This is a genomic window from Bradyrhizobium sp. RP6, assembly GCF_003837805.1.
Taxonomy (GTDB): Bacteria; Pseudomonadota; Alphaproteobacteria; order Rhizobiales; family Xanthobacteraceae; genus Bradyrhizobium.
Window position 1 is genome coordinate 546,606 of the sequence record NZ_RQIT01000002.1, and the last position, 24,973, is coordinate 571,578.

Sequence of the window (24,973 nt, forward strand, 5' to 3'; positions counted from 1 at the left end):
AAGTTATGCCTGTTCAATCTCTTCACGGAGCATTTCAAGTTCGAGCCAGCGCTCCTCGGCGGCGGACAATTCTTCATGCGCCTTGGCGATCGCGGCCGACGTATCGTCGAATTTTTTTCGATCTTTCGCATAAAGACTGGGATCGTCGAGCACGCGCTGCAGTTTGGCGATACTCGCCTGCAACGTTTCCATCTTCTTCGGCAGCGTTTCCAGCGCGTGCTTCTCGTTAAAGCTGAGCTTACGTTTGGGCGCGGACGAGGAAGCGGCGGCGCGCTCCTCTTTCTTCTCTGCAGGCGGCTGCGCCTTCGCTGTCTCACGCTTCAGGTCGGCGCCGCGCTGGATCAGCATGTCGCTGTAGCCGCCGGCATATTCGATCCACTTGCCGTTGCCCTCGGGCGCGATCACGGAGGTGACGACGCGATCGAGAAAATCGCGGTCGTGGCTGATCAGGATGACCGTGCCTTCGTAGTCGCCGAGCATCTCCTCGAGCACGTCGAGGGTCTCGAGATCGAGATCGTTGGTCGGCTCGTCCAGCACCAGGAGGTTCGACGGCTTTGCCAGCGCGCGTGCCAGCATCAGCCGGCCGCGCTCGCCGCCGGAGAGCACTTCGAGCGGCGTACCGCGCTGCTCCTGTGCGAACAGAAAGTCCTTCATGTAGCCGACGACATGCTTCGGCTTGCCGCCGACCATGATTTGGTCGCCGCGGCCGCCGGTGAGGGCTTCCGCCAGCGTCGACTTGGGATCGAGGCTTTCGCGGTGCTGGTCGAGCGTTGCCATCTCCAGATTGGCGCCGAGCCGCACCGTGCCGGAGTCAGGCTGCATCCCGCCGGTGAGCAGATTGACCAGCGTGGTCTTGCCGGCGCCGTTCGGCCCGATGATGCCGAGTCGGTCGCCGCGCTGGATGCGCGTCGAGAAATTCTCGACGATCTTGCGCTCGCCATAGGCCTTGGTGATGGATTTCGCCTCGATCACCAGCTTGCCGGATTGCTCCGCTTCGGCGGCGGCGAGACTGGCGGTGCCCGCCGTGCCGCGATAATTGCGGCGCTGGTCACGTAGCGCGTGCAGATTGGCGAGCCGCTTGACGTTGCGCTTGCGGCGGCCGGAGACTCCATGGCGCAGCCAGTGCTCCTCGTCGACGATCTTGCGGTCGAGCTTGTGCTGGTCGCGCTCTTCTTCCGCGAGCACTTCGTCGCGCCACGTCTCGAACGAGGCAAAGCCGCGGTCGATCTGCTTGATCCTGCCGCGGTCGAGCCAGGCGGTCGAGCGCGAGAGATTGGTGAGAAAGCGGCGGTCGTGGCTGATGATCACCAGCGCGCTGCGGCGGCTGTCGAGCTCTTGTTCCAGCCACTCGATGGTGGCGAGATCGAGATGGTTGGTCGGCTCGTCCAGCAGCAGGATGTCGGGCGAGGGCGCAAGCACATAAGCCAGCGCCGCGCGGCGGGCCTCGCCGCCGGAGAGATTATGCGGGTCCTCGTTGCCGGTCAGCCCGAGCTGCTCCAGCAAATAGCGCGCCTGGTAAGGATCGTCGCCGGGGGCAAGGCCGGACTCGACATAGGCGAGCGTGGTCTTGTGCTCGCCGAAATCGGGCTCCTGCGGCAGATAGCGAACCGTGGCGCCCGGCTGCACGAAGCGCGTGCCACCGTCCGGCTCGACCAGGCCGGCGGCGATCTTGAGCAGGGTCGATTTGCCGGAGCCGTTGCGGCCGATCAGGCAGACGCGTTCGGACGGCGCGACATTGAGGTCGACGCCGCTCAGGAGCGGCGTGCCGCCGAAGGTCAGCCTGATGTCTTTCAGCTGGATCAGCGGGGGCGCCATGATCAGCCCCGACTGGTGGCGGCCGCATCCGTGCGGCGGCGCTGGATCCGGCGCAGCGTCTGGTCGAGCGCCGAGAGGAAGGCTGAACGGTCGCGCGGCGCGAACGATCGCGGTCCGCCGGTGACTTCGCCGGCCGATCGCAGGTCGGTCATCAGATTGCGCACCGCCAGTGTCATTCCGATCGACTCTTCGGTAAACGGCTTGCCGTTCGGCGCGATCACGTCGGCGCCCGCCTTCACGCACCGGCTCGCCAGCGGAATGTCGGATGTCACGACGACGTCGCCGGGCCTGGCGCGCTCCGCGATCCAGTCGTCCGCCGCGTCCATGCCGGCACCCGCGGCGATGCGCTCGATCAAGGGGTCCTGCGGCACGCGAATGAAATTGCCGGCGACGACGCTCACGGGCACGCCGTGCCGGAGCGCGACGCGGTAGATCTCGTCCTTGACCGGACAGGCGTCGGCGTCGACATAGATGCGGGTGGGGGTGTCAGTCATTCGCCGCGTGGTACCCCATTCGGACCGCAAAGGCGAGGGGATTGACCCTGGTTCCTCAGGCCCTACGATCGCCCCTGAACAACAAGAACACAGGGAAGATACCCATGCCGAACCGGCTCGAAACCTACCGCGTCGAGGCCTTCAACACCGCCAAGCAGTCCGAAAACAAGATGCACGACGACAATGTGGCACGCCGCTTCGGCTTTTCCGGCGGACTGGTCCCCGGCGTCGATGTGTTCGCCTACATGATGCACGTGCCGATCGCGCGCTGGGGGCACGATTTCCTGTCGCGCGGACTGATCGAGGCCCGCTTCATCAAGCCGGTCTATGACGGCGAGACCGCCGATGTCGATGCCACCGAGCACAACGGCTTGCTGACGATCGAGGTTTTCAGCCGCACAGAGCTCTGCGCGACCGGGACGGCCTCGCTGCCGGCGGCCGTGCCGGCGGTGTCATTGAGTGACTTTGTCGAAGTCCCCGCCGTCGCCGAGCGCAAGCCGGTCAGCCCGGCGACGTTCGAGATGGGCAAATGGCTCGGCACGACGCCGCGGCGCTGGGCCGGGCGGGACGCCAATGATTATCTCGCCGACATCAGGGAGACCGACCCGATCTTCACGCGCGAGGATCTCGGCCATCCCGGACTGATCCAGCGCGTGATGAACCGCGTCCTCGTCGACAACACCATCCTGGGACCCTGGATTCATGTCGGCAGCCGCATGCAGCTGCTGTCAGCCGCGCGCGCCGGCGACGAGATTACCGCGCGGGCAAAAGTCACCGCGAACTACGAGAAGAAGGGCCACCGCTTCGTCGAACTCGACGCGCTCGTCGTCGCCAACGGCACGACGCCGCTAGCGCATTGCCAGCACACCGCGATCTACCAGCCGCGTGAGCAGGCGGCGGCGTAGGCGCGGGGCCACCATCGTCACATCGTCATCCCCGGGCTTGTCCGGGCATCCACGTTCTTGGTGCGCGAAGGCGTGGATGGCCGGGACAAGCCCGGCCATGACGGCTGAAAGAGGGTGCGCTCCCTTACGCCGCCTTGGTCTTCGCCTCCTGGATCGCGCGCCACACCCGCTCGGGGGTCAGCGGCATGTCGATGTGCTTGATGCCGTACTCCGACAGAGCATCGATCACCGCATTCACCACCGTCGACAGGCTGCCGGCGCAGCCGGCTTCGCCGCAGCCCTTGCTGCCGAGCGGATTGGTCGTTGCCGGCACCGGATGATCGCCCACCGTCATGTTCGGCACGTCCTCGGCGCGCGGCAGGGCGTAGTCCATCAGCGAGCCGGTGATCGGCTGGCCGCTGTCGTCATAGCGGATGTGCTCCATCAGCGCCTGCCCGATGCCCTGGACCACGCCGCCATGGAGCTGGCCCGCGACCAGCAGCGGATTGATCACCGTGCCGAAGTCGTTGACTGCGCTATAGCGCACGATCTGCACCACGCCGGTCTCGGGATCGATCTCGACCTCGGCGACGTGGCAGCCGTTCGGGAACGCCGATGCCACCGGCTCGCTAGTGTGGTCGACGTCGAGGCTGTCAGGCACACCCTCGGGCACCTTGCCGTCATGCAGCTTCTTGGCGAGCTCCATGATGTCGATGCTGCGGTCGGTGCCGGCGATGGTGAAGTTGCCGTCGGCGAACTCGATATCTGCCTCGGACGCTTCCAGCATATGCGCGGCGGCGCGCTTGCCCTTCTCGATCACGAGCTTGGCGGCCCCTACAATGGCCTGGCCGCTCGCAGTGATCGAGCGCGAGCCGCCGGTACCGTTGCCGGTGTGGACGATGTCGCTGTCGCCCTGCACGAGCTTGACGCTCTCGAAGGGAACGCCCAGCTGCTGGCAAAGCACCTGCGCGAACGGCGTCGCATGACCTTGCCCGTAATCGAGCGTGCCGGTGATGAGCTGCACGGTGCCATCCGGATCGAACACGATCTTGCCGAGCTCGGGGCTCGGCGGGGCCGTGACCTCGAGATAGGAGCCGATCGCGATGCCGCGCAGCTTGCCGGCCTTCTTGCTCTCCTTCTTGCGCTTGGTGAAATTCTCGTGGTCGGAAATTTCGAGCGCCTTGTCGAACACGGCTTGGAAGTCGCCGCTGTCATAGGTGACGCCGGAGGAGGCCGCGAACGGGATCTGGTTCGGCTTGATGAAGTTGCGCTTGCGCAAGGTCAACCGGTTGATGCCCATCTCGTCGGCGGCGCGGTCGATCAGGCGCTCCATGTAGTAGTTCGCCTCGGGCCGGCCGGCGCCGCGATAGGCGCCCATCAGCGTGGTGTTGGTGAGCACCGTCTTGATGTCGACCGCCATCAGCGGCGTGCGATAGACGCTGGAGAAGTTCTTGCCGGTGTTGAGCGAAAGCGGCCCCGGCGCGACGCCGGTGATGTAGGCGCCGAGATTGCCGTAGCCGGACAGTTTTGCGGCGAGGAAGTGCCCCTCGGCATCGAGCGCGAGCTCGGCATGAATCTTCTGCGCGCGGCCGTGGCTGTCGGAGAGGAAGCTGGTGGAGCGCTCGTCCAGCCACTTTACCGGCCGTCCCAGCGCCTTCGCCGCATACAGGATGCACATGTATTCGGGATAGTTGATGTTCTTCATGCCGAAGGAGCCGCCGACATTGGCGGTGAGAATGCGCACCTTCTCATTCGGCACGTTGAGGTTCTTGGCAAGATTGGCGCGGTTGCCGGCGACGCCCTGCGTCGGCACCTGTAGCGTGTAGCGCTCGGTCTTCTTGTCGTAGGAGGCAAGGCCAACACGCGGCTCCATCGAGACCACGGCGACGCGGGTGTTCTCGATGTCGAGCTTGGTGACATGGGCGGCGCTGGCAAAGGCCGCGTTGACCTTGTCCATGTCGCCATAATGGTAGTCGAGCGCGACGTTACCAGGGATGTGGTCGTAAAGCTGCGGCGCGCCGGGCTTGGCGGCTTCCTCGGGATCCGTCACCGCGGGCAGCGGCTCGATGTCAAGCTCGACCGCCTCGGCGGCGTCGCGCGCCTGCGCCAGCGTCTCCGCGACCACGAAGGCGACGGGATCGCCGACGAAGCGGACCTTGTCGGTCGCGAGCGGCTGGCGATTGGTCTGGAGCAGGGGCGAGCCGTCGCGGCTCTTCAGAGGCAGGCCACAGGTGAAGGGGCCATAACCGGCGGCATCGAGATCCTTGCCGTTCCACACGCCCAGCACGCCCGGCATCGCCTTGGCGGCCTCGCTGTCGATGCCGCGGATGAGGCCATGGGCATGGGTGGAGCGGACAATTACGGCATAGGCCTGGCCGGGCAGGTTGAAATCGTCGGTGTAGCGGCCCTTGCCGCGCACCAGCGTGTCGTCCTCCTTGCGGCGGACCGGTTGCCCGACGCCATATTTTTGCAGTGCAATAGCATTCTCGAGCGTGGACGATTTGGTGTGTTCTTGCATGGAATCGACCTGAAAAGCCGGTATTTGCGCATTTTTGCGGCAGCGGGGGACCGGAGTCCTTCAAATAACCCACCACCCCGGTTCACGACAACGCACGATTGGACATGGTCCCATGTGATGCGTTGTTGCGCAGGCCTGCCGCGCTGCTAATGTTTCAGGCGAATAATCAATTCCAGACCGGCCCGACCGGCCGCGGAAAGACAGTTTGTATGAATGACCACACGCGGCTCCGCGACGGCCATGTCAGCCAACATGGGCCGCACGGTAAGCTCGAGGGGTCGATGGCGGCGGTGGCGTTGGCCACCAATCCGGCCGTCGGCGCGCAGGCGCCGGGAACCGGCGTCTATGCGGCGCTGGACCTCGGCACCAACAATTGCAGGCTGCTGATCGCCTGTCCGACTCAGGACGGTTTTCGCGTGGTCGATTCCTTCTCGCGCATCATCCGGCTCGGCGAGGGCGTCTCGGCGACGGGGTGCATCAGCGACGCCGCGATCGAGCGCGCCATCGCCGCGCTCAGCATTTGCCGCGACAAGATCAATCTGCGGAAGGCACGGCGGCTGCGGCTGATCGCGACCGAAGCCTGCCGCGCGGCTTCCAACGCGGAAGGTTTCCGCAGCCGCGTTGCGGCCGAGACCGGCATCGAGCTCGAGGTGATCGACCGCGAGACCGAGGCCGCGCTCGCCGTGCTCGGCTGCTCGCCGCTGGTCGACCCCAGGGGGCGGGGCGCGATCCTGTTCGACATCGGCGGCGGCTCGACCGAGCTGGTGCGGATCGAGCGCGATCCCGCCAATCCGGAGCCGCGCATCAAGGCCTGGATGTCGATCCCGTACGGTGTGGTCACGCTCGCCGAGCAGTTCGGCGGCCGTGACGTGACGACCGGGATCTATGCGGCGATGGAGCAGGAGGTTGCGCGCCACGTCGCCCCATTCGCGGAGGAGCACGGCCGCGATCTCACCGGCATGCACCTGCTCGGCACATCAGGCACGGTGACGACGCTCGCCGGCATCCATCTCGACCTTCCGCGCTACGACCGCCGTCGTATCGACAGCATCTGGATGAACGATGCGGACATCACCGCGACCATCAACAAGCTGCTCGGCATGAGCTATGAGGAGCGCGCGAACAACAGCTGCATCAGCGTCGAGCGCGCCGACCTCGTGCTCGCCGGCTGCGCCATCCTCGATGCCATCCGCCGCGCCTTTCCGCTGCCGCGCCTGCGCGTCGCCGACCGGGGCCTGCGCGAAGGCATGCTGGTCGAGATGATGCGCGAGGACGGCGCGCTCAGGAGCTGGTGAGATGGCCAAGGACACCACCGGCCGCTTGCACGTCCAGGTCAAGACTGGCGGCAAGCGCAAATTGTCGTCCAAGCTTTGGCTGGAGCGGCAGCTCAACGATCCCTATGTCGCGAAAGCCAAGGCGGCAGGTTATCGTTCGCGCGCGGCGTTCAAGCTTCTGGAGATCGATGACAAGTATCGGCTGTTGAAGCCCGGCATGGCCGTGGTCGATCTCGGCGCCGCGCCCGGCGGCTGGAGCCAGATCGCCGCCAAGCGCGTCGGCTCCGCGGAAGGCAAGGGCAGAGTCGTCGCGATCGACCTGCTGGAAATGCCGGAGATCCCCGGTGTCGATTTCGCGCAGCTCGACTTCATGGACGACGATGCCCCCGAGAAGCTCACCGCGATGCTGGGCGGCGGCGCCGACGTCGTGATGTCCGACATGGCCGCAAACACCACCGGTCACCGCAAGACCGACCAGCTCCGCATCGTCGGCCTGGTCGAGACCGCCGCAGCCTTTGCCTGCGACGTGCTCAAGCCCGGCGGCACGTTCCTGGCAAAAACGTTCCAGAGCGGTGCCGACGCCGAGTTGCTCGCCCAGCTCAAGCGCGATTTTGCGACGGTGCGCCATGTGAAGCCCGCCGCGAGCCGGCAGGACTCGTCGGAGCGCTACGTGCTGGCGACGGGATTTAGGGCTGGGGCGAAGGCGTAGGCACGACTTCCGTCATTGCGAGGAGCTCTTGCGACGAAGCAATCCAGACTTTCCCCGCAGACGGAGTCTGGATTGCTTCGCTGCGTTCGCAATGACGACGGGAAACTACCCCAACCTCTGATCCCGCACGTCCTGCGTATCCTCGCTTGCCGCCTTGACGGCGGCTTTCGCCGCGCCTTTGCCCGCGCCCTTGCGGCTAGCGATCTCCACGGCCTTGCGGCCGGAGATCTCGTTGCCGGCGTCGGCGGGCATCTGCCAGAAGAACCAGCTCGAAGCGGCCGAGGTCACCGCGACCACGACGAAGGCCGGCGCGAACACGGTGGCGTTGAGCTCGCTGACATGACTGAGCCACATCGTGGTCTCGACACAGGCCGCGCCGACGGCGACGCCGGCTGACACCGCGAGCTGCTGGTTGACGCTGACGAGGGTGGTGGCGCGGCTCATTTGCGCGGTCTCGACCTCGGCATAGGCGACCGTGTTGATGGCGGTGAACTCCAGCGAGCGGAAGAAGCCGCCGACCACCAGGATGACCATGATGATCAGCAGCGGCGTCGACACCGTGAACAGCGCGCAGACGCCGAGGAAGAACGCGCTGACGATCGCGTTCACCGTCATCAGATTGCGGAAGCCGAAGGTGCGGATAATGCGCGCGGCCAGCGTCTTCATGCCCATGGCGCCGAGCGAGGAGGCGAAGGTGACGAGGCCGGAATGGAACGGCGACAGGCCGAAGCCGATCTGCATCAAGAGCGGCAGCAGGAAGGGCAGCGCGCCGATGCCGAGGCGGAACAGAAAGCCGCCGAACACGGCCGCGCGCAGCGTCGGCAGCTTCAGGAGCGAGAAATCCAGCACCGGCGATCCCGTCCGCCGGGCATGCATGACGTAGAGCGTCATCGAGATCGCACCGCCCGCGATCAACGCTGCGACGGTGCTCCACGGAAGCAGATTGAGGCCGGCAACCGACAGGCCGAAGGCGATGCCTGCGAGGCCCAGCCCAGCGAGCACCATGCCATAGAGGTCGAACGGCTCGCGTTCCTCACTCTTGATGGGATCGATGAAGCGCAGCGCCATGAAGATGCCGAGCAGCCCGATCGGGATGTTGATCAGGAAGATCCAGTGCCAGGATGCGTAGGTGGTGATGAAGCCGCCGAGCGGCGGGCCGATCACGGGACCTATGAGGGCAGGGACCGTCACCCAGGCCATGGCATTGACCAGTGCGCTCTTGTCGACCGAGCGCAGCAGCACGAGGCGTCCGACCGGCGTCATCATCGCGCCGCCCATGCCTTGCAGGATGCGCGCGAACACGAAGTCGGTGACCGATGTCGAGAGCGCGCAGCCGACCGAGCCGACCATGAACACCCCGACCGCGATCGCGAACACCATGCGTGCGCCGAAGCGGTCGGCGGTCCAGCCGCTCGCCGGAATGAACACCGCGAGCGACAGCAGATAGGAGGTGATCGCGAGCTTCAGCGTCAGCGGGCTGGTGCCGATGTCGGCCGCGATCGCCGGCAGCGAGGTGGCGATCACCGTGGAGTCCATGTTCTCCATGAAGAGAGCAGTGGCCACGATCAGCGGAATGACGCGTTGCTTGTCGACCATGACGGATTGGTAATGAAAATCGGGAGGAGGGGCGCGATTTCGGCTTATCACCGCCGCCTGCTCCCGACCATTGCGGATCGACGCATGGCACCTAAATCCTGCATAACAACGGTGTGACCCTCCGCCTCCGGCGTTCCGGGCCCGCGACTTCGTCGCGCCCCCGAATGGCCGCGTAGGGGCTATCCTCGCGGAATTTGCGTAAAAAGCCTGTGCATGGCTGGCCGGCGGCCTGAATCGCTTTGATTCGTCACGCGGCCGTGCTATCGACCCGCGTCAACCCCACCGATGGGCTCCGATTCTCAAGGCGATGCCGCAAGGTACGCCGAGGGCGGCGCTCATCCATTAGCGTTTGCGGCAGGGCCGCAGGAAGGAGTTGGCAGATGGCCACGGTGCAACTTCAGGGCATCCGCGAAGCCTTTACGTTCGACGACGTACTGTTGAAGCCGGGCCTGTCCGACGTCATGCCGGGCGAGGTCGACATCCGCTCCCGCGTCACCCGCGCCATCCCGCTCAACATCCCGATCATGGCCTCCGCCATGGACACCGTCACCGAGGCCCGCATGGCGATCGCCATGGCGCAGGCCGGCGGCCTCGGCGTCATCCACCGCAATTTCGATCCCGAAGGGCAGGCCGCCCAGGTCCGGCAGGTCAAGCGCTACGAGTCCGGCATGGTGGTGAACCCGCTCACCATCAGCCCGGAGGCCACGCTCGACGACGCGCTCAAGCTGATGAGCGACCACGGCATTTCCGGCATTCCCGTCGTCACCGGCGCCGGCAAGTCGACCCCCGGCAAGCTGGTCGGCATTCTCACCAACCGCGACGTGCGGTTTGCGACCAATCGCCAGCAAAAAATCTCCGAGCTGATGACGCACGAAAATCTCGTCACGGTCCGTGAGAATGTCAGCCAGGACGAGGCGCGGCGGATGCTGCACCAGCACCGCATCGAGAAGCTGCTCGTCGTCGACGAGCAATATCGCTGCGTCGGCCTGATCACCGTGAAGGACATGGAGAAGGCGGTCGCCCATCCGCTCGCCTGCAAGGACGCGCAGGGGCGCTTGCGCGTGGCCGCCGCCACCACCGTCGGCGATACCGGCTTCGAGCGCACCGAGCGGCTGATCGATGCCGGCGTCGACCTCGTCGTCGTCGACACCGCGCACGGCCATTCCCGCCACGTGCTGCACGCGGTGAACCGGATCAAGCGTCTGTCCAACTCGGTGCAGGTCGTGGCCGGCAACGTCGCCACCACCGAAGGCGCGCAGGCGCTGATCGACGCAGGCGCGGATTGCATCAAGGTCGGCATCGGCCCGGGCTCGATCTGCACCACCCGCATCGTCGCCGGCGTCGGCGTTCCCCAGCTCACCGCGATCATGGATGCGGTGGAGGCGGCGAAGAAGGCCGACATCCCCGTCATCGCCGACGGCGGCATCAAATACTCTGGCGACCTCGCCAAGGCGCTCGCTGCCGGCGCCGACATCGCCATGGTCGGTTCGCTGCTCGCCGGCACCGACGAGACGCCCGGCGAAGTGTTTTTGTGGCAGGGCCGGTCCTACAAGGCCTATCGCGGCATGGGTTCGGTCGGCGCGATGGCGCGGGGATCGGCCGACCGCTATTTCCAGCAGGACATCAAGGACACGCTCAAGCTCGTGCCTGAAGGCATCGAGGGCCAGGTGCCCTACAAGGGCGCGGTCGGCCACGTCATGCACCAGCTCGCCGGCGGCCTGCGCGCCGCGATGGGCTATGTCGGCGCACGCGACATGAAGGAGCTGCACGAGAAGGCCCAGTTCGTCCGCATCACCGGCGCCGGCCTGCGCGAAAGCCACGTCCACGACGTCACCATCACGCGCGAGAGCCCGAATTATCCGGGCGGGGGTTAGTTCTCGCTTCGCTCTCTCCATCGTCATGGCCGGGCTGGACCCGGCCATCCACGGGGTCTTGCTCCGCGGCTTCGTGGATGCCCGGGTCAAGTCCGGGCATGACGACGGAGAATGAGGCGCCGGCCTTCTTCATATCGTCATTGCAAGCGCGACTGCCCACTTCCATCCTTTTATGTTGACGCGGCTGGATTGCTTCGCTTCGCTCGCAAAGACAAAGAAGTGGAGGAAGCCATGGCCCAAGCCAAACGCATCGTTCTCGCCGCGCGTCCCGTCGGCGAACCCAAGCCGTCTGATTTTCGCCTGGAGGAATTCGCAGTTCCGACGCCCGGGCAGGGTGAAGTCCTGCTGCGCACGATCTGGCTGTCGCTCGATCCCTATATGCGCGGGCGCATGAGCGAGGGGCCGTCCTACGCTGCACCAGTGCCGATCGGCGGGGTGATGGAAGGCGAGGCGGTCAGCGAGGTCGCGGCCTCCAACAATTCCGATTTCGCGGTCGGCGACATCGTGCGCATCCGCTCCGGCTGGCAGACGCATGCGATCTCGAACGGCAAGGGCCTGATCAAGGTCGATCCCAAGCTCGGGCCGATCTCGACCTCGATCGGCGTGCTCGGCATGCCCGGCATGACGGCGTACACGGGCCTGCTCGACATCGGCAAGCCGCAACCCGGCGAGACCGTCGTCGTTGCCGGCGCCTCCGGCGCGGTCGGCTCGGCCGTCGGCCAGATCGCCAAGATCAAGGGCGCACGCGCGGTCGGCATCGCCGGCGGCAAGGACAAGTGCGACTACGTGGTGAAGGAGCTCGGCTTCGACGCCTGTATCGATCACCGCGATCCCGATCTCGCCGCCAGGCTCAAGGAGGCCTGCCCGAACGGGATCGACGTCTACTTCGAGAATGTCGGCGGCGCGGTGTTCGAAGCCGTGTTCCCGCTGCTCAATCCGTTCGCGCGCGTGCCGGTCTGCGGCCTGATCGCCCATTACAACGACACCGAGGCCAAGCCGCCGAAATGGGCCGCGTCCCTGATGCGCGCAACGCTCACCAAGCGGCTCACCTTCCGCGGCTTCATCGTCTCCGACTTTGCTGCGCGCCATGGCGACTTCCTTCGCGACATGTCCATCTGGGTTCGCGAGGGCAAGGTCAAGTACAAGGAGTTCGTGACCGAGGGCCTGGAGAGCGCGCCGGCTGCCTTCATGGGCCTCCTGAAGGGCGCCAATTTCGGCAAGCAGCTGGTCCGGGTCGGCCCGGACAAGGCCTGAGCGGCCGCCTCCGGTCCCCAGGAGAGGCCGGAGTTGGTTAAGAAAGAGTCACCGATCGGCCACACCTGCTCGCAAAAGCCGCAGGTGTGAACGCCGATCGATTGACGGGCCCACGAAGGCATTGAATCATCGCGCATATTTCAGGTGTTGCGATGTTAGAGATTGGTATTTTCTGCGTCATTGTGCTGGCCGCCGCCTATTGGGCGACCATGTTCGTCATGGGCCGTCGCGACGACGTCATCCATGGCAAGTTCGTTCACGTCGACGACGAAGGCGATTTCGCGCAAGCCGCGATGCCGGCGCCGCCGCCGTTCCCGAAGCGTCCGGTCAAGGTTGCGCAAGCTCCAGGGCATCCGCCCGCCAGTGATCCGGCGGCCAAGCCAGTGAACAGCGAGGCGCTGCAATCCTTGCTCGCCGCGATCCAGCAGGATCTCAAGAGCGTCGCCTGAGAACCGGTCGCGAGCTAATGCTCGCCGCCCATCTGTGCGAGCAGCTCCTCGATGTCGACGTCCACCTGGCCCGCCGCGCGGACGTGACGAACCTCAAGATTGTCGGGCTGGAAGCGGTACTCGACGAGCCCGACTTCCTTGATCGCGATCCGGTCCTGGCGCCGATCGTTGATGACGAAACCCGCCGATGGCGCCCAGACGTGGCGGGTGTGGCGGAAGGTGAAGTCGCGGCGCTGATGCACGTGACCGCTGGCGATGAGACGCAGGTCGACCTTTCCGAACATCTCGATCAGCCGCGCTCGTGCCGGCTGCGGCACATAGCGGATCGCGGTCTCCGGCGTCTCGGGGTCGTCGGGCAGGTTGAGAAACAGCGGCTTGTGCAGGAACAGCGCGACCGGCCTGCCGTGCGTGCGCGATATCTCGGAGGCGAGCCAGTCGAATTGCTCGGCCTCGAAGCCAAGCCCCGAATTCATCACCAGCGAGTTGAGGCCGATGAAGCGCCAGCCCGCGGCCTCGAACGACCAATGGTCTTCGCCGATGATGTCGCAGAATTGCCGGCGGTGAGCCGGGCTGACCGGCGGCTTCGGCGCCGGCCCGATCGCGGTCGGATTGTCGCCGATGTCGTGATTGCCGGGCAGGTAGCGGCAGGCGACGGGCAGGGCGTCGTGCAGGCCTTTCGCGAATTCGACGTCGTCGCGGCCGGCCGGCCCGTCGAACGAGACGTCGCCGGTGTTGACGACGAAATCCGGCCTGCCGGCGTCGATGTGCTCGCTGATGCGGTGGAAGTTGGCGATCAGGCCGGGAAAGCGCCGGCCGAGATGGGTGTCGGAAATCTGGGTCAGGCGAAATTCGGGCATGCGATCATCCTACCCGTCGTCGCGCGTCGGAACGATGACGGCGCGGGCATGGATCGCAGCGAACAAAGTTTAAAGCACGCGGTAGCGGATCGTGTAGCCGTCCTACGGGGCGAGGGGTGCCGGCGAGCGGCGAGGCGATGCGGTCGGCGAGATGCCAGGGGCCGAAATCGCTTTGGCTATCGGTGATTGGCCGCAAGGCCGGGAACGCCGGTTCAAGTCGTTCATTGTCAGCGCCGGAAGGCGCGGCTAATGACGGTCGGAGACAGTCCGCCCGCCGGGAAAGTTCCGATGTCCGTCCAAATGGTCTTGCTGCCGGTTTTCGTGCAGGTCGCTCTCACCTTCGCGCTTCTGATCGGGATGGTCGTCGCGCGCCGCAAGACGCTGGTCTCCGGCGAAACCAGGATTCGCGACATCGCGCTGGGCGAGCCGAACTGGCCGAAGGGCGCCACCCAAATCGCCAATTGCTACCGCAACCAGTTCGAGCTGCCGGTGCTGTTCTACGTCCTGATCGCGCTGGCATTGCCCTTGCGCCGCGCCGATCTCTTCATCGTGTTGATGTCCTGGGTGTTCGTCGTGACGCGCTTTGCCCATGCCGGGATCTTCGTGTCCTCGAACGATCTGGGCCGGCGCTCCACCGTCTGGCTTGCCGGTGTGCTGGTGCTGCTGGCGATGTGGTTGTATTTCGCGCTGAAGCTTTTGCTGCTGATCTAGGCGCTTGCGCCGCTTGAAAGAATTCAAATGACCCCCGCTGCCCGGCTGTCCGCAGCCATCGAACTGATCGACACCATCGAGAGGGACCGCGTGCCCGCGGCCAAGGCGCTCAAGGAGTGGGGCACCGCGCACCGCTTCGCCGGCTCGGGCGACCGCGCCGCGATCGCCGGTCTCGTCTGGGACGTGCTGCGCCGCTACGCCTCGAGCGCGTTCCTGATGGATTCCGATACCGCGCGGGCGCGGCTGATCGGCATGCTCCGCCTCGAGCGCAATATGGACACGGCCACCATGGCCGCGCTGTTCGACGGCAGCCGGTTCGCGCCGCCGCCGCTGACCGAGGCCGAGCAGGCCGCGCTCGCAGCGCGCTCCCTCGAGGACGCGCCGGCCGCGGTCGCCGGCGACTATCCCGAATGGCTCGATCCGCATCTGGCAAAAGTGTTCGGTGACGACCGCGCGGCGGAAGCCGCCGCGATGGCGAGCCGGGCGCCGCTCGATTTGCGCGTCAACACGCTAAAGTCCAATCGCGACAAGGTGCTGCACACGCTTGCTCATCTTCATGCGAAACCGACGCCGTGGTCGGCAACGGGCCTGCGCATCGAGCTTTCGGCCGATGCGCGCAATCCCGGCATCCAGGCGGAAGAGGCTTTCATCAAGGGCGCCATTGAAGTGCAGGATGAAGGATCGCAGCTTGCGGCACAGTTTACCGCGGCAAAACCCGGCGAGCAGGTGATCGATCTCTGCGCCGGCGCCGGCGGCAAGACGCTGGCGCTCGCGGCCATGTTGCAGGGCAAGGGACGGCTGATCGCGACCGACAGCGACAAGCGCCAGCTCGCCCCGATCCACGAGCGGCTGTCGCGCGCCGGCGTCCACAATGCCGACGTTCGCACGCCCAAGGGCGAGGCCGATCCGCTGGCGGACATTCGCGCCTCGGCCGACCTCGTCGTGATCGACGCCCCCTGCACGGGAACCGGCACCTGGCGTCGCAACCCCGATGCCAAATGGCGGATGCGCCCGGGCGCGCTGGAGATCCGCCGGCGCGACCAGGCCGAGGTGCTCGCGCGTGCGGTGCCGCTGGTGAAGCCAGGCGGCCGCATCGCCTACATCACCTGCTCGGTGCTGGCGGAAGAGAACGGCGAGCAGGTGAGGGCGTTCGTCGCGCGTCATCCAGAATTCGCGGTCGTGCCTCCGGAGCAGACCGCCAGCGTGCTCTGGGACAAGGCGGAGGCCTTCGCGGACGCCGCGCTGCAATCGCCCGAGGGCTGGCTGATGACACCGCGACGGACCGGCACGGATGGGTTTTTCGTCTCGGTGCTGCGGAAGACGGCCTGATCAAGGCCGTCATTCCGGGGCAAACAAAAGCCCCGCGGACCGGATCCCGGTCGCGGGGCTTTCTAACTCTGGCGCTTCTGCCGGTACGTCCGTGGTCAGAAGCGCTACTGCGTGGGCTATTAGCCGACGCGGAGATTGTCAGCCGACGACTTGCCGCTGCGGCGATCGGCGACGATGTCGAACGAGACCTTCTGGCCCTCGTTGAGGGTGGAGAGGCCGGCGCGCTCGACCGCGCTGATGTGCACGAACACGTCCTTCTGGCCGTCGTCCGGCTGGATGAAACCATAACCCTTTTGGGTGTTGAACCACTTCACGGTGCCCATAGCCATGGGTATTTCCTTTGTTAGAGATGGTACGCACGCGGACCGGTACGCGTCGCTGCGCCCATGATCCTGTTCAGTCGATTTTTGGAGAAGTCATCTGAAGCGTGCGCGCCCGTCTGTAACGAAGCGAAGCGGCCCAGTCGTTCGGCCAAGTATCGATGATCACAATATAGCGAGAATTTGGGGCCACTTCAAGGCATCACCCGTGGTTCGGGATGTCGCGCCTCTTTGCTATTTTGCGGTGCAAATAAACCGTCCGGCGCGTCAGTCCACGATGAATAGCGTGGCGCCGGTGGCCGTCGAGGACCGGTGCGCGGCGTCGCCGAAATCCGAGACCTGGTAGCTCATGCCTGCCGTCAGCTTGAATTTGCGCCCGTCGCGCAGCTCGGAGTCGAGCTCGCCCTTCAGCACGTAGAGCACGTGGCCGCGATCGCACCAATGATCGGCGAGATAGCCCGGCGAATATTCCACCATCCGCACCCGGAGATCGCCGATGTTGAGCGTGCGCCACCTGGCCTCACCGGTCTCGCCGGGATGCGTGGTTGCCTCGATCCGGCTCCAGTCGGTGACGGTAAAGGGGGAGCTGGGGAGTTTCATGGAAGGATCCTGCCTTGATGCGGTGCATCGCTTGGTAGCCTATGCCGGTTTCCTGGTCGTGCACTTTACCTGGGCGGCGAGGGCGTCAGCGCACAGCCGGCCGCCTCTTGCAGCCTGCTCGCGTTGATGACCCAGACCAGCAGAGCGGCGGCGCTGATGCCGGAGCCCAGCATGCAAACGCCGCCCCAGCCCATCATCGCATACACCATGGTTGCCGCGATTCCGCCGGCCGCGCTGCCGATCGAGTAGAACACCATGTAGCCCCCGACCAGCCTGCTTGCTGCGTCGGGACGGGCGGCCACAATCAGGCTCTGGCTGGTCACATGCACGGCCTGCAGCCCGAGATCCAGCATGATCACGCCTGCGACGACGAACCAGAGCGAGACATGCAGGCAGGCGATCGCGCCCCAAGCGGCGAGCATCAGCATCAGCGACAGTCCGGTGGTGCGTTGGGCCCATCCGAGGTCGGCGAGACGGCCGGCATTGCGCGCACCGAGCGCTCCGGCGAAGCCGGCGACCCCGAGCAGTCCGATCGCCGTGTGCGACAGCGTGAAAGGGGGCGCCGAAAGCGGCAGCACGATCGAGGTCCAGAACACGTTGAGATCGGCAAAGATCAGGAACGCGAACAGGGCGCGGTCGCGCAGGATCGGCTCCTCGGCGAACAGCGCCGCCGTCGAGCGCAACAGCGACAGATACGACGAGCCGGCCATGGCCGCGTGCGGACCGCGGGGCAGGACTCGCAACAGCAGGATGGCCATGGCGAGCATGAGGCCGGCCGAAACCAGGTAGACCGTGCGCCAGCCGCCGATATCGGCCAGCGCGCCCGAGGCGAAGCGCGCAAGCAGGATTCCCCCGACGACGCCGCTGGTCACTGTCCCGATGGCGCGGCCCCGGCCGTCCGGCGTCGCGAGCGTCGCGGCAAAGGCGACGAGGATTTGCACGACGACGGCAAGCACGCCGACCAGCGTCAGTCCCGCGAGCAGGACCGCGGTGTGCGATGCGGTGCCGACGACCACGAGGCCGGTCGCTGAGAGTGCAATCTGGCCGGCGATCAGGCGCCGGCGATCCCAGAGGTCGCCGAGCGGCACGATCAGGATCAGGCCGAGGGCGTAGCCGATCTGCGTGAAGGTCACGACCATGCCGATCGCCGCGGGAGCGATGCCGAGGTCCTCGGCCATCGCATCGAGCAGTGGCTGGGCGAAGTAGATGTTGGCGACGCTGAGGCCGCAAGCCAGCGCGAGCAGCAGCGCCATCGCGGAAGAAAGCCCGTGCCCGGCCGGCCCGGCACCAGTCTTCGGGTTGCCTCTGGCGAGGTCATTGTTCGTCATCCGTTATCTCCCGCACGGCCTATCTAGTCTTATCATAGGACCAGTTGCGTGCGGCGTTGTCTAGTCTTATTTTAGAACCAGATTGGAGTGGGAGCATGAAGCGGACTGGTTTTTCCGAGGCCGACTGCCCGGTGGCGCGCGCGCTCGATGCAATCGGCGACTGGTGGTCGCTCCTGATCGTGCGCGATGCCTTCGACGGGCTGCGCCGGTTCGGCGATTTCCAGAAGAACCTCGGCATTGCCAAGGGCATGCTCAGCACGCGCCTGCGCAAGCTGGTCGAACTCGACGTGCTCGAGCTGGTTCCGGCTTCCGACGGCAGCGCGTATCAGGAATACGCGCTGACGCGGCGGGGACACGACTTGTTTCCTGTCATCGTCGGTTTGCGCCAATGGGGCGAGGCGCATCTCTATGCGCGCGGCGAGGCGCATTCCGACCTGGTGGACCAGGCAGGCCAGCCGGTCGGGCAACTGGTGCTGCCGTCGCGAACCGGGCGGCCGCTCACGTGGTCCGAAACGAAGGTGCGAAAGGTCGGCGCGCGCAAGCGCTGATGGCGCGGCGCAGACGGATCAATGGGGCAAATGATTCGCCGAGCCCTGCACGATCAGCCCGGCGTCGTTCACCCGCAGATATTCGCAGATCTTCTTCCCCCGCTCGTTCTCGTAGAACACCACCACGCTGTCGGGACTGACGAACACATCGATCAGCGAAAAGTGCAGCTCCGGCAGCAGCCCCAGCGCCTTGCCCCAATAGGCGCGCAAGCTCTCCTTGCCGCGCAACGTTCCGCTGGCGTCGAACCCCATCGCGGGGATGCGGTCCGAGGTCATCACGGCCGCCTCGTCATAGAGCGCAAGCACGCGCTCGAGATCGCGCGCGTTCCAGGCCTCGACCCAGGTGCGGCCGAGCGCGGCCAGCATTGACGGTGGATGATGCTGCGGCATGACGTTCTCCCTGATGGGCCCTCTTGAGGGCGAATATAATAGGTCAATATTACTGACCTATATCCATTTGTCCATGCCCAAAGAAGCATGTGGGCGCGCCCCGTGCGCGGTTGCGGCCCGGGCCGCGCCAGCGTATCTGCTGGCCATGACAGCAGCACAGAACGACCGCTCCGCGTCGACGCCCCCGGTGGCCTCGGCGCACGACAAGATTCTCATCGTCGACTTCGGCAGCCAGGTGACGCAGCTGATCGCGCGTCGCGTGCGCGAGGACGGCGTCTATTGCGAGATCGTCCCGTTCAACAAGGCCGAAGCCGCCTTCGAGGAGATGAAACCGAAAGCGGTGATCCTGTCCGGCGGCCCGGAATCGGTGCACGAGGCCGGCTCGCCCCGCGCGCCGCAATTGATATTCGCCTCCGGCGTGCCCGTGATGGGCATCTGCTACGGCCAGATGACCATGGCGGCCCAGCTGGGCGGCGAGGTCGAGGGCGGTCATCACCGCGAGTTCGGCCGCGCCGACGTCGAGGTGAAGGCTGAGAGCAAGCTGTTCGAGGATGTCTGGTCCTCCGGCAGCAAGAACCAGGTCTGGATGAGCCATGGCGATCGCATCACCAGGATGCCGCCGGGCTTCTCCGTCGCCGGCACCTCGCCGAACGCCCCGTTCGCGATCATCCAGGACGAGACGCGCAAATATTACGGCCTGATGTTCCACCCCGAAGTGGTGCACACGCCCGACGGCGCGAAACTCATCCGCAACTTCGTGCGCAAGATCGCCGGCCTCACCGGCGACTGGACCATGCGCGCCTTCCGCGAGGAGGAGATCGCCAAGATCCGCGCGCAGGTCGGCAAGGGCAGGGTGATCTGCGGCCTCTCCGGCGGCGTCGATTCGGCCGTTGCGGCCGTGCTGATCCACGAGGCCATCGGCGACCAGCTCACCTGTGTCTTCGTCGATCACGGATTGATGCGCCTCAACGAGGCCGAGCAGGTCGTCGACCTGTTCCGTCACCACTATAACATCCCGCTCGTGCACGTGGATGCATCGAAGCAGTTCCTCGGCGAGCTCGAAGGCGTCACCGACCCCGAAGCCAAGCGCAAGACCATCGGCCGTCTCTTCATCGAGGTGTTCGAGGCCGAGGCCAAGAAGATCGGCGGCGCCGACTTCCTCGCGCAGGGCACGCTCTATCCCGACGTGATCGAGAGCGTCTCCTTCACCGGCGGGCCTTCCGTCACCATCAAGTCGCACCACAATGTCGGCGGCCTGCCCGAGCGCATGAACATGAAGCTCGTCGAGCCCCTGCGCGAGCTGTTCAAGGACGAGGTGCGCAAGCTCGGCCGCGAGCTCGGCCTCCCCGAAATCTTCGTCGGCCGCCACCCGTTCCCGGGCCCGGGCCTCGCCATCCGCTGCCCCGGCGAGATCACCCGCGACAAGCTCGACATCCTGCGCAAGGCGGACGCCGTCTACATCGACCAGATCAGGAAGCACGGCCTCTACGACGAGATCTGGCAGGCCTTCGCCGTGCTGCTCCCGGTGAAAACCGTCGGCGTCATGGGCGACGGCCGCACCTACGACTACGTCGTGGGCCTCCGCGCCGTCACCTCCACCGACGGCATGACCGCGGACTTCTACCAGTTCGACATGAAGTTCCTAGGCGAGACCGCGACGCGCATCATCAACGAGGTGAAGGGCGTGAACCGGGTGGTGTATGACGTGACCAGCAAGCCACCTGGGACGATCGAGTGGGAGTAGGGCGTCGCCGCCCCAGCGGTCTGATGTCGGCACCATCTACGCCGGCAGCAGACCCGCGGCGCGATAGTTGTCGATCGTCGTGTCGTAGAGCGAAATATCGGAGCGGCTCCTTGCCATCAGCTGCGCGCCGGCGATGGCGGCGAAAATGGCGCGAGCCCGCTGTTCGCTCTTTCTCGAACTGACCACGCCCGCAGCCACCAACAGCTTGCTCAGCCACGCCACGTTGACGTCGGCAAATGTCTGGACCTCCTTCTTCACTGCGCCCGGCAGGTCCTCGATTTCCGCGGACATGAAGCTGCAGAGGCACATGCGATTGTCGTTCTCGAGCGCTTTGCGAAACACATCGGGATATCGACGCAGGCAGCGCGCAGGATCGGCGGTTTCTGCCAGCATCGCCTCGAGTTGGGCGGCGGTGTCCTCCCAGTAGCGCCGTGCGACGGCCACGCCGAGATCGGCCTTGCTTGGGAAATGGTGGTAGATGCTGGCGGCCTTGATCCCGACCTCGCCCGCGAGATCGCGGAAATTCAGGCCGCCATAACCGTGCGCCTGCGCGGTCCGCTTTGCTGCCGCCAAGATGGCTTCCCGAGCGCTTGAACTCACTTCGTCGTCTCACTGCTTCGTTATCTACCAAGTGACAGGTAGGGCTTGACCCGCCGAATTGGAAGACTTCATATCGGGCCTACCAAGTGACAGGTAGACAAGATAGGAGTCGTGATGAAGATTTATGATTGGCCAACTGGACCATATCCGGCCCGCGTTCGCATCGCCTTGGCCGAGAAGAACCTGTCGTCGCACGTGCAGTTCGTATTGGTCGATCTCTACAAGGGCGAGCACAAGACGCCCGAATTCCTCGCCAAGAACTACTCCGGCACCCTGCCGGTGCTCGAACTCGACGACGGGACCTTCATTGGCGAGTGCACGGCAATTACCGAGTACCTTGATGCGCTCGATGGCGCGCCGACGCTGACCGGCAGGACCCCGCGCGAAAAGGGCGTGATTCACATGATGAGCAAGCGCGCCGAACTGGAGCTGCTCGACGCTATCAGTGTCTATTTCCACCACGCCACGCCGGGCCTTGGGCCTCATGTCGAGATCTATCAGAATCCCGAATGGGGATTCCGCCAGCGCGACAAGGCGCTCAGGGGGATGCACTACTTTGACGGCATTCTGAAAGAACAGCCGTTCGTCGCCGGCGAGGCGTTCACGATGGCCGATATCACCCTCATAGGCGGCTTGATCTTCGCGGGACTCGTGAGCGTGCCGGTGCCGGTGGAGTGCGAGGCTCTCTTGGCATGGTATGCAAGGATGCAGGAGCGTCCGAGCGTCAAAAACCGGATAACAATGTCCGAGCCGACCAAGGCATCTTGATTGAGATCGTCTTGCGCAAGGGCGGATCTTGCCTTCCCAACTCGGCAGAGCCTTCGCAACATCGCGATGCTCCCCGAACGGGACCGCCAAGAAGTTTGTGCCGGCCTCGAGTGCACTCGCAGCTCGTCGGCTGCAGACCGCGGGGTAGGACATTCAGGCATATTGAGACCGTATTGTGCCAACGATATCGTCCAGGGACAGTGCCCGCAGAACGCTCAAGCCCTCGACGTCAGATGATCGAGGCAGCTGGAACCACCGCAGGTTGAAAGCGTTAGCTGTGGGCCGCAATTGATGTCGGGGGCGGAGCTATGTCCGACTTACTGCCCAGCGCGTTGAATCTTGCGCGGTTTCAGTTCGCCTTCACGGTGGTCTGGCACTTCCTGTTTCCGGCCTTCACGATCGGGCTGGCGAGCTATCTTGCGGTGCTCGAAGGTCTGTGGTTGTGGACGGGCCGCGGCGCCTATCTCGATACCTATCGCTATTGGCTGAAGATCTTCGCCGTCGCCTTCGCCATGGGCGTCGTGTCCGGTCTGGTCATGTCATACCAGTTCGGGACGAACTGGTCCGTGTTTGCCGACAAGACATCACCGGTTCTGGGGCCGCTCCTTGGCTATGAGGTGCTGACGGCATTCTTTCTGGAGGCCGGCTTTCTCGGGGTCATGCTGTTCGGCCTTGGCCGCGTTGGTCCGCGCCTGCATTTTGTCGCGACCTGCTTCGTCGCGGGCGGCACCTTGCTCTCGGCCTTCTGGATTCTGGCGGCCAATTCCTGGATGCAAACGCCGGTGGGACATGCGACGAGTCCGGACGGACAGTTCATTCCCGACAGCTGGCTCGCGATCATCTTCAATCCGTCGTTCCCCTACCGTTTCGCCCATACGGTCACGGCGGCTTACCTGACGACTGCGATGATCGTGGGCGCCGTGGGCGCCTGGCATCTCCTGCGGGACAGGATGAACGAACGCGCTCGCATCATGTTTTCGATGGCGATGTGGATGGCCGCGATCGTGGCCCCGCTGCAGCTCCTGATCGGCGATCTGCATGGCGTGAATTCGTACCACCACCAGCCCACCAAGGTCGCCGCCATGGAAGGTCACTTCGAAACCGAGCGCCGCGCGCCTTCCATCCTGTTCGGCATGCCGGATGCCGATGCCGGCGTGACTCGCGGCCAGATTGCCATTCCCGCCTTCGCGAGTCTTTACCTCACGCACAGCCTTGATGGAGAGGTCAAGGGACTCAAGGCTTTCCCGAAAGATACATGGCCGACCAATATCCCACTCGTCTTCTGGGCGTTCCGCATCATGGTCGGTCTGGGGGTTTTGATGATCGTGCTGGGCATGGCGTCGCTGTGGCTGCGTCGGCGCAACAGGCTCTATGACGCGCCATGGCTCCACCGCTTTGCCGTGGCCATGGGGCCGTCCGGGCTGATCGCGGTGACCGCCGGATGGACGGTGACAGAGGCCGGACGACAGCCTTTCACCGTTTATGGACTCCTGAGGACCGCCGATAGCATCTCGCCGATCGCCGCGCCGGCGGTCGCCGCATCGCTCGCCGCATTCGTCGTCGTGTACTTCGTCGTGTTCGGCGCAGGTATCGCCTATCTGTTTCATCTCTTCCGCCAGACGCCTGAAGCCGGCGAGCACGGACCGCCACAGGGCCAGCCGGTCCGCACCGCCGGCATTACGCCGGCGCCAGCCTTGATAGACCTGGCGCCGGAGACGCACAGAGCAGAGCCGCGGCAAGCGGGGATCAGGCCATGAGCATCGATCTCACACTGATCTGGGCCCTGCTGATCGCCACGGCCGTGTTGCTCTACGTGTTGATGGACGGCTTCGACCTTGGCGTGGGCATCCTGTTTCCGGCCGAGGCGGCGAGAGCCGACCGCGATGTCATGGTCAATTCCGTGGCGCCAGTCTGGGATGGCAACGAAACCTGGCTCGTCCTGGGGGGCGGCGGATTGTTCGCTGTGTTTCCTTTGGCCTACGCGACGATTTTTCCTGCGCTCTACATGCCGCTCATTCTGATGCTGCTCGCATTGGTGTTTCGCGGGGTGGCCTTCGAGATGCGGTTTCGGGCGCGGACTTCCGCCGGTGAGCTATGGTGGGACCGCGCCTTCTCGTGGGGCAGCTTTGCCGCCGCTTTCCTCCAGGGCGTCTGCCTCGGCGCCATCGTGCAGGGCATTCGCGTGGAGGGGCGTGCCTACGCCGGCGGCTGGTGGGATTGGCTGACGCCTTTCTCGGTTCTGACCGGTGTTGCCCTCGTCGTCGGCTATGGCCTGCTCGGCGCGTGCTGGCTGATCTGGAAGACCGACGGCGCGCTTCAGGCACGCTGCCGCAGCTATGCACGCGTTCTCGGCTTCGCGACGCTCGGATTCATCGCCCTCATATCGGTGATGATGGTCATCCAAAGCCCGCCGTTCCGCGCGCGATGGCTGACGCTGCCAAACATGCTTTACGCAGCGCCTGTGCCAGTTCTCCTGGCGCTGCTGGCATGGCGCTTTCACCGCGCGCTCGGCAAGGGCGAGGATGGGGTGCCGTTCCTGTGCGCGCTTGGCTTTTTCGTGCTTTCCTATATCGGGCTTGGCATCAGCATGTGGCCGATGATCGTGCCGCCCTCCATCACGATCTGGCAGGCAGCCACGCATCCCAGCAGCCAGTTGTTCCTGCTCGTCGGCGCGGCGGTGCTGGTGCCGGTGATCCTTGTCTATACCAGTTACGTCTACTGGATATTTCGCGGCAAGGTGCGGCACGGTGAGGGGTATCACTGATGCTGCGAGTGTCTCGACCCTGGAGGCAGCTGTTATGGTTCGTGGCGCTGTGGGCGGCAGGTGTGATCACGCTGCTGGCGATTGCAATGCCGATCCGATGGCTGCTGAAGGCGGGGTAGAAGCTGCCGATCGATTGGCGTGTGGAAG

Annotated in this window: 23 protein-coding genes and 1 pseudogene; 13 read left to right on the top strand and 11 right to left on the bottom strand. The window is 65.2% G+C overall.

Annotated elements, in window-relative coordinates; genetic code table 11:
* Positions 1–3 precede the first annotated feature (3 nt).
* Positions 4–1,815: an ABC-F family ATP-binding cassette domain-containing protein gene (locus EHH60_RS07430; protein ID WP_124158802.1), complete on the bottom strand. Its 1,812-nt coding sequence runs from the start codon at positions 1,813–1,815 to the stop codon at positions 4–6.
* Positions 1,816–1,817: 2 nt separating this feature from the next.
* Entirely contained in the window at positions 1,818–2,309 is a 492-nt protein-coding gene (locus tag EHH60_RS07435) for a YaiI/YqxD family protein (RefSeq protein ID WP_124158803.1), read from the bottom strand.
* 104 nt (positions 2,310–2,413) lie between these two features.
* Here EHH60_RS07435 and EHH60_RS07440 point away from each other — a divergent pair, with 104 nt between their 5' ends.
* On the top strand, positions 2,414–3,214 hold the full coding sequence (locus EHH60_RS07440) for a hypothetical protein (RefSeq protein WP_124158804.1): 801 nt from the start codon (positions 2,414–2,416) through the stop codon (positions 3,212–3,214).
* Between the two features lie 124 nt (positions 3,215–3,338).
* Here the strand turns inward: EHH60_RS07440 and EHH60_RS07445 are convergent, their stop codons facing one another.
* The gene (locus tag EHH60_RS07445) at positions 3,339–5,711 is read right to left on the bottom strand and encodes a xanthine dehydrogenase family protein molybdopterin-binding subunit (RefSeq protein WP_124158805.1); all 2,373 of its coding nucleotides are present in this window, start codon (positions 5,709–5,711) and stop codon (positions 3,339–3,341) included.
* A gap of 209 nt (positions 5,712–5,920) precedes the next feature.
* Here EHH60_RS07445 and EHH60_RS07450 point away from each other — a divergent pair, with 209 nt between their 5' ends.
* Positions 5,921–7,006 (top strand): Ppx/GppA phosphatase family protein, encoded by a 1,086-nt coding sequence (locus tag EHH60_RS07450; RefSeq protein ID WP_124158806.1) that lies wholly within the window; start codon positions 5,921–5,923, stop codon positions 7,004–7,006.
* 1 nt (position 7,007) lies between these two features.
* Entirely contained in the window at positions 7,008–7,694 is a 687-nt protein-coding gene (locus EHH60_RS07455) for an RlmE family RNA methyltransferase (protein ID WP_124158807.1), read from the top strand.
* Positions 7,695–7,799: 105 nt separating this feature from the next.
* Here EHH60_RS07455 and EHH60_RS07460 read toward each other — a convergent pair whose 3' ends face one another.
* Positions 7,800–9,290 (bottom strand): MFS transporter, encoded by a 1,491-nt coding sequence (locus EHH60_RS07460; protein ID WP_124158808.1) that lies wholly within the window; start codon positions 9,288–9,290, stop codon positions 7,800–7,802.
* A gap of 380 nt (positions 9,291–9,670) precedes the next feature.
* Between EHH60_RS07460 and guaB the strand changes: the two genes are divergently transcribed.
* From guaB to EHH60_RS07480, 3 genes are all read left to right on the top strand, one after another.
* Positions 9,671–11,164 carry an IMP dehydrogenase gene (guaB, locus tag EHH60_RS07465; RefSeq protein ID WP_124158809.1) on the top strand — a complete coding sequence of 498 codons (1,494 nt, stop codon included), beginning with the start codon at positions 9,671–9,673 and terminating at the stop codon, positions 11,162–11,164.
* Between the two features lie 231 nt (positions 11,165–11,395).
* A complete protein-coding gene (gene curA, locus EHH60_RS07475; protein ID WP_124158810.1) occupies positions 11,396–12,418 on the top strand; it encodes an NADPH-dependent curcumin/dihydrocurcumin reductase in 1,023 nt (340 codons plus the stop codon).
* A gap of 152 nt (positions 12,419–12,570) precedes the next feature.
* Positions 12,571–12,867: a hypothetical protein gene (locus tag EHH60_RS07480; protein WP_124158811.1), complete on the top strand. Its 297-nt coding sequence runs from the start codon at positions 12,571–12,573 to the stop codon at positions 12,865–12,867.
* Between the two features lie 14 nt (positions 12,868–12,881).
* On the opposite strand, the gene EHH60_RS07485 is transcribed toward EHH60_RS07480, so the two are convergent.
* A complete protein-coding gene (locus EHH60_RS07485; protein ID WP_124158812.1) occupies positions 12,882–13,724 on the bottom strand; it encodes a metallophosphoesterase family protein in 843 nt (280 codons plus the stop codon).
* 288 nt (positions 13,725–14,012) lie between these two features.
* Here EHH60_RS07485 and EHH60_RS07495 point away from each other — a divergent pair, with 288 nt between their 5' ends.
* A complete protein-coding gene (locus EHH60_RS07495) occupies positions 14,013–14,435 on the top strand; it encodes an MAPEG family protein (protein ID WP_124158813.1) in 423 nt (140 codons plus the stop codon).
* A gap of 27 nt (positions 14,436–14,462) precedes the next feature.
* Positions 14,463–15,764 carry an RsmB/NOP family class I SAM-dependent RNA methyltransferase gene (locus tag EHH60_RS07500; RefSeq protein WP_124158814.1) on the top strand — a complete coding sequence of 434 codons (1,302 nt, stop codon included), beginning with the start codon at positions 14,463–14,465 and terminating at the stop codon, positions 15,762–15,764.
* A 119-nt stretch (positions 15,765–15,883) separates the two neighbouring features.
* Here EHH60_RS07500 and EHH60_RS07505 read toward each other — a convergent pair whose 3' ends face one another.
* The 3 genes from EHH60_RS07505 to EHH60_RS07515 form a co-directional block, all read right to left on the bottom strand.
* Positions 15,884–16,093 carry a cold-shock protein gene (locus EHH60_RS07505; protein WP_015686739.1) on the bottom strand — a complete coding sequence of 70 codons (210 nt, stop codon included), beginning with the start codon at positions 16,091–16,093 and terminating at the stop codon, positions 15,884–15,886.
* Between the two features lie 258 nt (positions 16,094–16,351).
* Positions 16,352–16,684, bottom strand: coding sequence for a DHCW motif cupin fold protein (locus EHH60_RS07510; RefSeq protein ID WP_124158815.1), 333 nt, complete (start codon positions 16,682–16,684; stop codon positions 16,352–16,354).
* A gap of 65 nt (positions 16,685–16,749) precedes the next feature.
* Positions 16,750–18,012 (bottom strand): MFS transporter, encoded by a 1,263-nt coding sequence (locus tag EHH60_RS07515; RefSeq protein WP_124158816.1) that lies wholly within the window; start codon positions 18,010–18,012, stop codon positions 16,750–16,752.
* Between the two features lie 95 nt (positions 18,013–18,107).
* Between EHH60_RS07515 and EHH60_RS07520 the strand changes: the two genes are divergently transcribed.
* Positions 18,108–18,560 (top strand): winged helix-turn-helix transcriptional regulator, encoded by a 453-nt coding sequence (locus EHH60_RS07520; RefSeq protein WP_124158817.1) that lies wholly within the window; start codon positions 18,108–18,110, stop codon positions 18,558–18,560.
* Between the two features lie 18 nt (positions 18,561–18,578).
* On the opposite strand, the gene EHH60_RS07525 is transcribed toward EHH60_RS07520, so the two are convergent.
* Positions 18,579–18,950, bottom strand: a complete 372-nt coding sequence (locus EHH60_RS07525; protein ID WP_124158818.1) for a nuclear transport factor 2 family protein — start codon at positions 18,948–18,950, stop codon at positions 18,579–18,581.
* A gap of 145 nt (positions 18,951–19,095) precedes the next feature.
* On the opposite strand from EHH60_RS07525, the gene guaA reads away from it, so the two are divergent.
* Positions 19,096–20,694, top strand: a complete 1,599-nt coding sequence (gene guaA / locus EHH60_RS07530; protein ID WP_124158819.1) for a glutamine-hydrolyzing GMP synthase — start codon at positions 19,096–19,098, stop codon at positions 20,692–20,694.
* Between the two features lie 36 nt (positions 20,695–20,730).
* Here the strand turns inward: guaA and EHH60_RS07535 are convergent, their stop codons facing one another.
* A complete protein-coding gene (locus EHH60_RS07535) occupies positions 20,731–21,294 on the bottom strand; it encodes a TetR/AcrR family transcriptional regulator (RefSeq protein ID WP_124158820.1) in 564 nt (187 codons plus the stop codon).
* Between the two features lie 114 nt (positions 21,295–21,408).
* Between EHH60_RS07535 and EHH60_RS07540 the strand changes: the two genes are divergently transcribed.
* On the top strand, positions 21,409–22,062 hold the full coding sequence (locus tag EHH60_RS07540; RefSeq protein WP_124159072.1) for a glutathione S-transferase: 654 nt from the start codon (positions 21,409–21,411) through the stop codon (positions 22,060–22,062).
* A 27-nt stretch (positions 22,063–22,089) separates the two neighbouring features.
* Here EHH60_RS07540 and EHH60_RS37975 read toward each other — a convergent pair.
* Positions 22,090–22,182: pseudogene (locus EHH60_RS37975) on the bottom strand (NADP oxidoreductase coenzyme); the annotation flags it as partial.
* Positions 22,183–22,370: 188 nt separating this feature from the next.
* Between EHH60_RS37975 and EHH60_RS07550 the strand changes: the two are divergent.
* Together EHH60_RS07550 and cydB are read left to right on the top strand one after the other, a co-directional pair.
* Complete coding sequence (locus tag EHH60_RS07550; RefSeq protein WP_124158821.1) at positions 22,371–23,819, top strand: cytochrome ubiquinol oxidase subunit I; 1,449 nt, start codon at positions 22,371–22,373, stop codon at positions 23,817–23,819.
* Entirely contained in the window at positions 23,816–24,826 is a 1,011-nt protein-coding gene (cydB, locus tag EHH60_RS07555; RefSeq protein ID WP_124158822.1) for a cytochrome d ubiquinol oxidase subunit II, read from the top strand. The genes EHH60_RS07550 and cydB overlap by 4 nt, the downstream gene beginning before the upstream one ends.
* Positions 24,827–24,973: the final 147 nt, after the last annotated feature.

Coding starts and splice junctions, on each gene's coding strand:
- curA (WP_124158810.1), top strand. CDS start 11,396: ATGGCCCAAGCCAAACGCATCGTTCTCGCCGCGCGTCCCGTCGGCGAA.
- EHH60_RS07515 (WP_124158816.1), bottom strand. CDS start 18,012: ATGACGAACAATGACCTCGCCAGAGGCAACCCGAAGACTGGTGCCGGG.
- EHH60_RS07460 (WP_124158808.1), bottom strand. CDS start 9,290: ATGGTCGACAAGCAACGCGTCATTCCGCTGATCGTGGCCACTGCTCTC.
- EHH60_RS07435 (WP_124158803.1), bottom strand. CDS start 2,309: ATGACTGACACCCCCACCCGCATCTATGTCGACGCCGACGCCTGTCCG.
- EHH60_RS07500 (WP_124158814.1), top strand. CDS start 14,463: ATGACCCCCGCTGCCCGGCTGTCCGCAGCCATCGAACTGATCGACACC.
- EHH60_RS07510 (WP_124158815.1), bottom strand. CDS start 16,684: ATGAAACTCCCCAGCTCCCCCTTTACCGTCACCGACTGGAGCCGGATC.
- EHH60_RS07440 (WP_124158804.1), top strand. CDS start 2,414: ATGCCGAACCGGCTCGAAACCTACCGCGTCGAGGCCTTCAACACCGCC.
- cydB (WP_124158822.1), top strand. CDS start 23,816: ATGAGCATCGATCTCACACTGATCTGGGCCCTGCTGATCGCCACGGCC.
- guaA (WP_124158819.1), top strand. CDS start 19,096: ATGACAGCAGCACAGAACGACCGCTCCGCGTCGACGCCCCCGGTGGCC.
- EHH60_RS07455 (WP_124158807.1), top strand. CDS start 7,008: ATGGCCAAGGACACCACCGGCCGCTTGCACGTCCAGGTCAAGACTGGC.
- EHH60_RS07520 (WP_124158817.1), top strand. CDS start 18,108: ATGAAGCGGACTGGTTTTTCCGAGGCCGACTGCCCGGTGGCGCGCGCG.
- EHH60_RS07540 (WP_124159072.1), top strand. CDS start 21,409: ATGAAGATTTATGATTGGCCAACTGGACCATATCCGGCCCGCGTTCGC.
- EHH60_RS07505 (WP_015686739.1), bottom strand. CDS start 16,093: ATGGCTATGGGCACCGTGAAGTGGTTCAACACCCAAAAGGGTTATGGT.
- EHH60_RS07550 (WP_124158821.1), top strand. CDS start 22,371: ATGTCCGACTTACTGCCCAGCGCGTTGAATCTTGCGCGGTTTCAGTTC.
- EHH60_RS07445 (WP_124158805.1), bottom strand. CDS start 5,711: ATGCAAGAACACACCAAATCGTCCACGCTCGAGAATGCTATTGCACTG.
- EHH60_RS07495 (WP_124158813.1), top strand. CDS start 14,013: ATGTCCGTCCAAATGGTCTTGCTGCCGGTTTTCGTGCAGGTCGCTCTC.
- EHH60_RS07480 (WP_124158811.1), top strand. CDS start 12,571: ATGTTAGAGATTGGTATTTTCTGCGTCATTGTGCTGGCCGCCGCCTAT.
- EHH60_RS07430 (WP_124158802.1), bottom strand. CDS start 1,815: ATGGCGCCCCCGCTGATCCAGCTGAAAGACATCAGGCTGACCTTCGGC.
- EHH60_RS07450 (WP_124158806.1), top strand. CDS start 5,921: ATGAATGACCACACGCGGCTCCGCGACGGCCATGTCAGCCAACATGGG.
- EHH60_RS07525 (WP_124158818.1), bottom strand. CDS start 18,950: ATGCCGCAGCATCATCCACCGTCAATGCTGGCCGCGCTCGGCCGCACC.
- guaB (WP_124158809.1), top strand. CDS start 9,671: ATGGCCACGGTGCAACTTCAGGGCATCCGCGAAGCCTTTACGTTCGAC.
- EHH60_RS07485 (WP_124158812.1), bottom strand. CDS start 13,724: ATGCCCGAATTTCGCCTGACCCAGATTTCCGACACCCATCTCGGCCGG.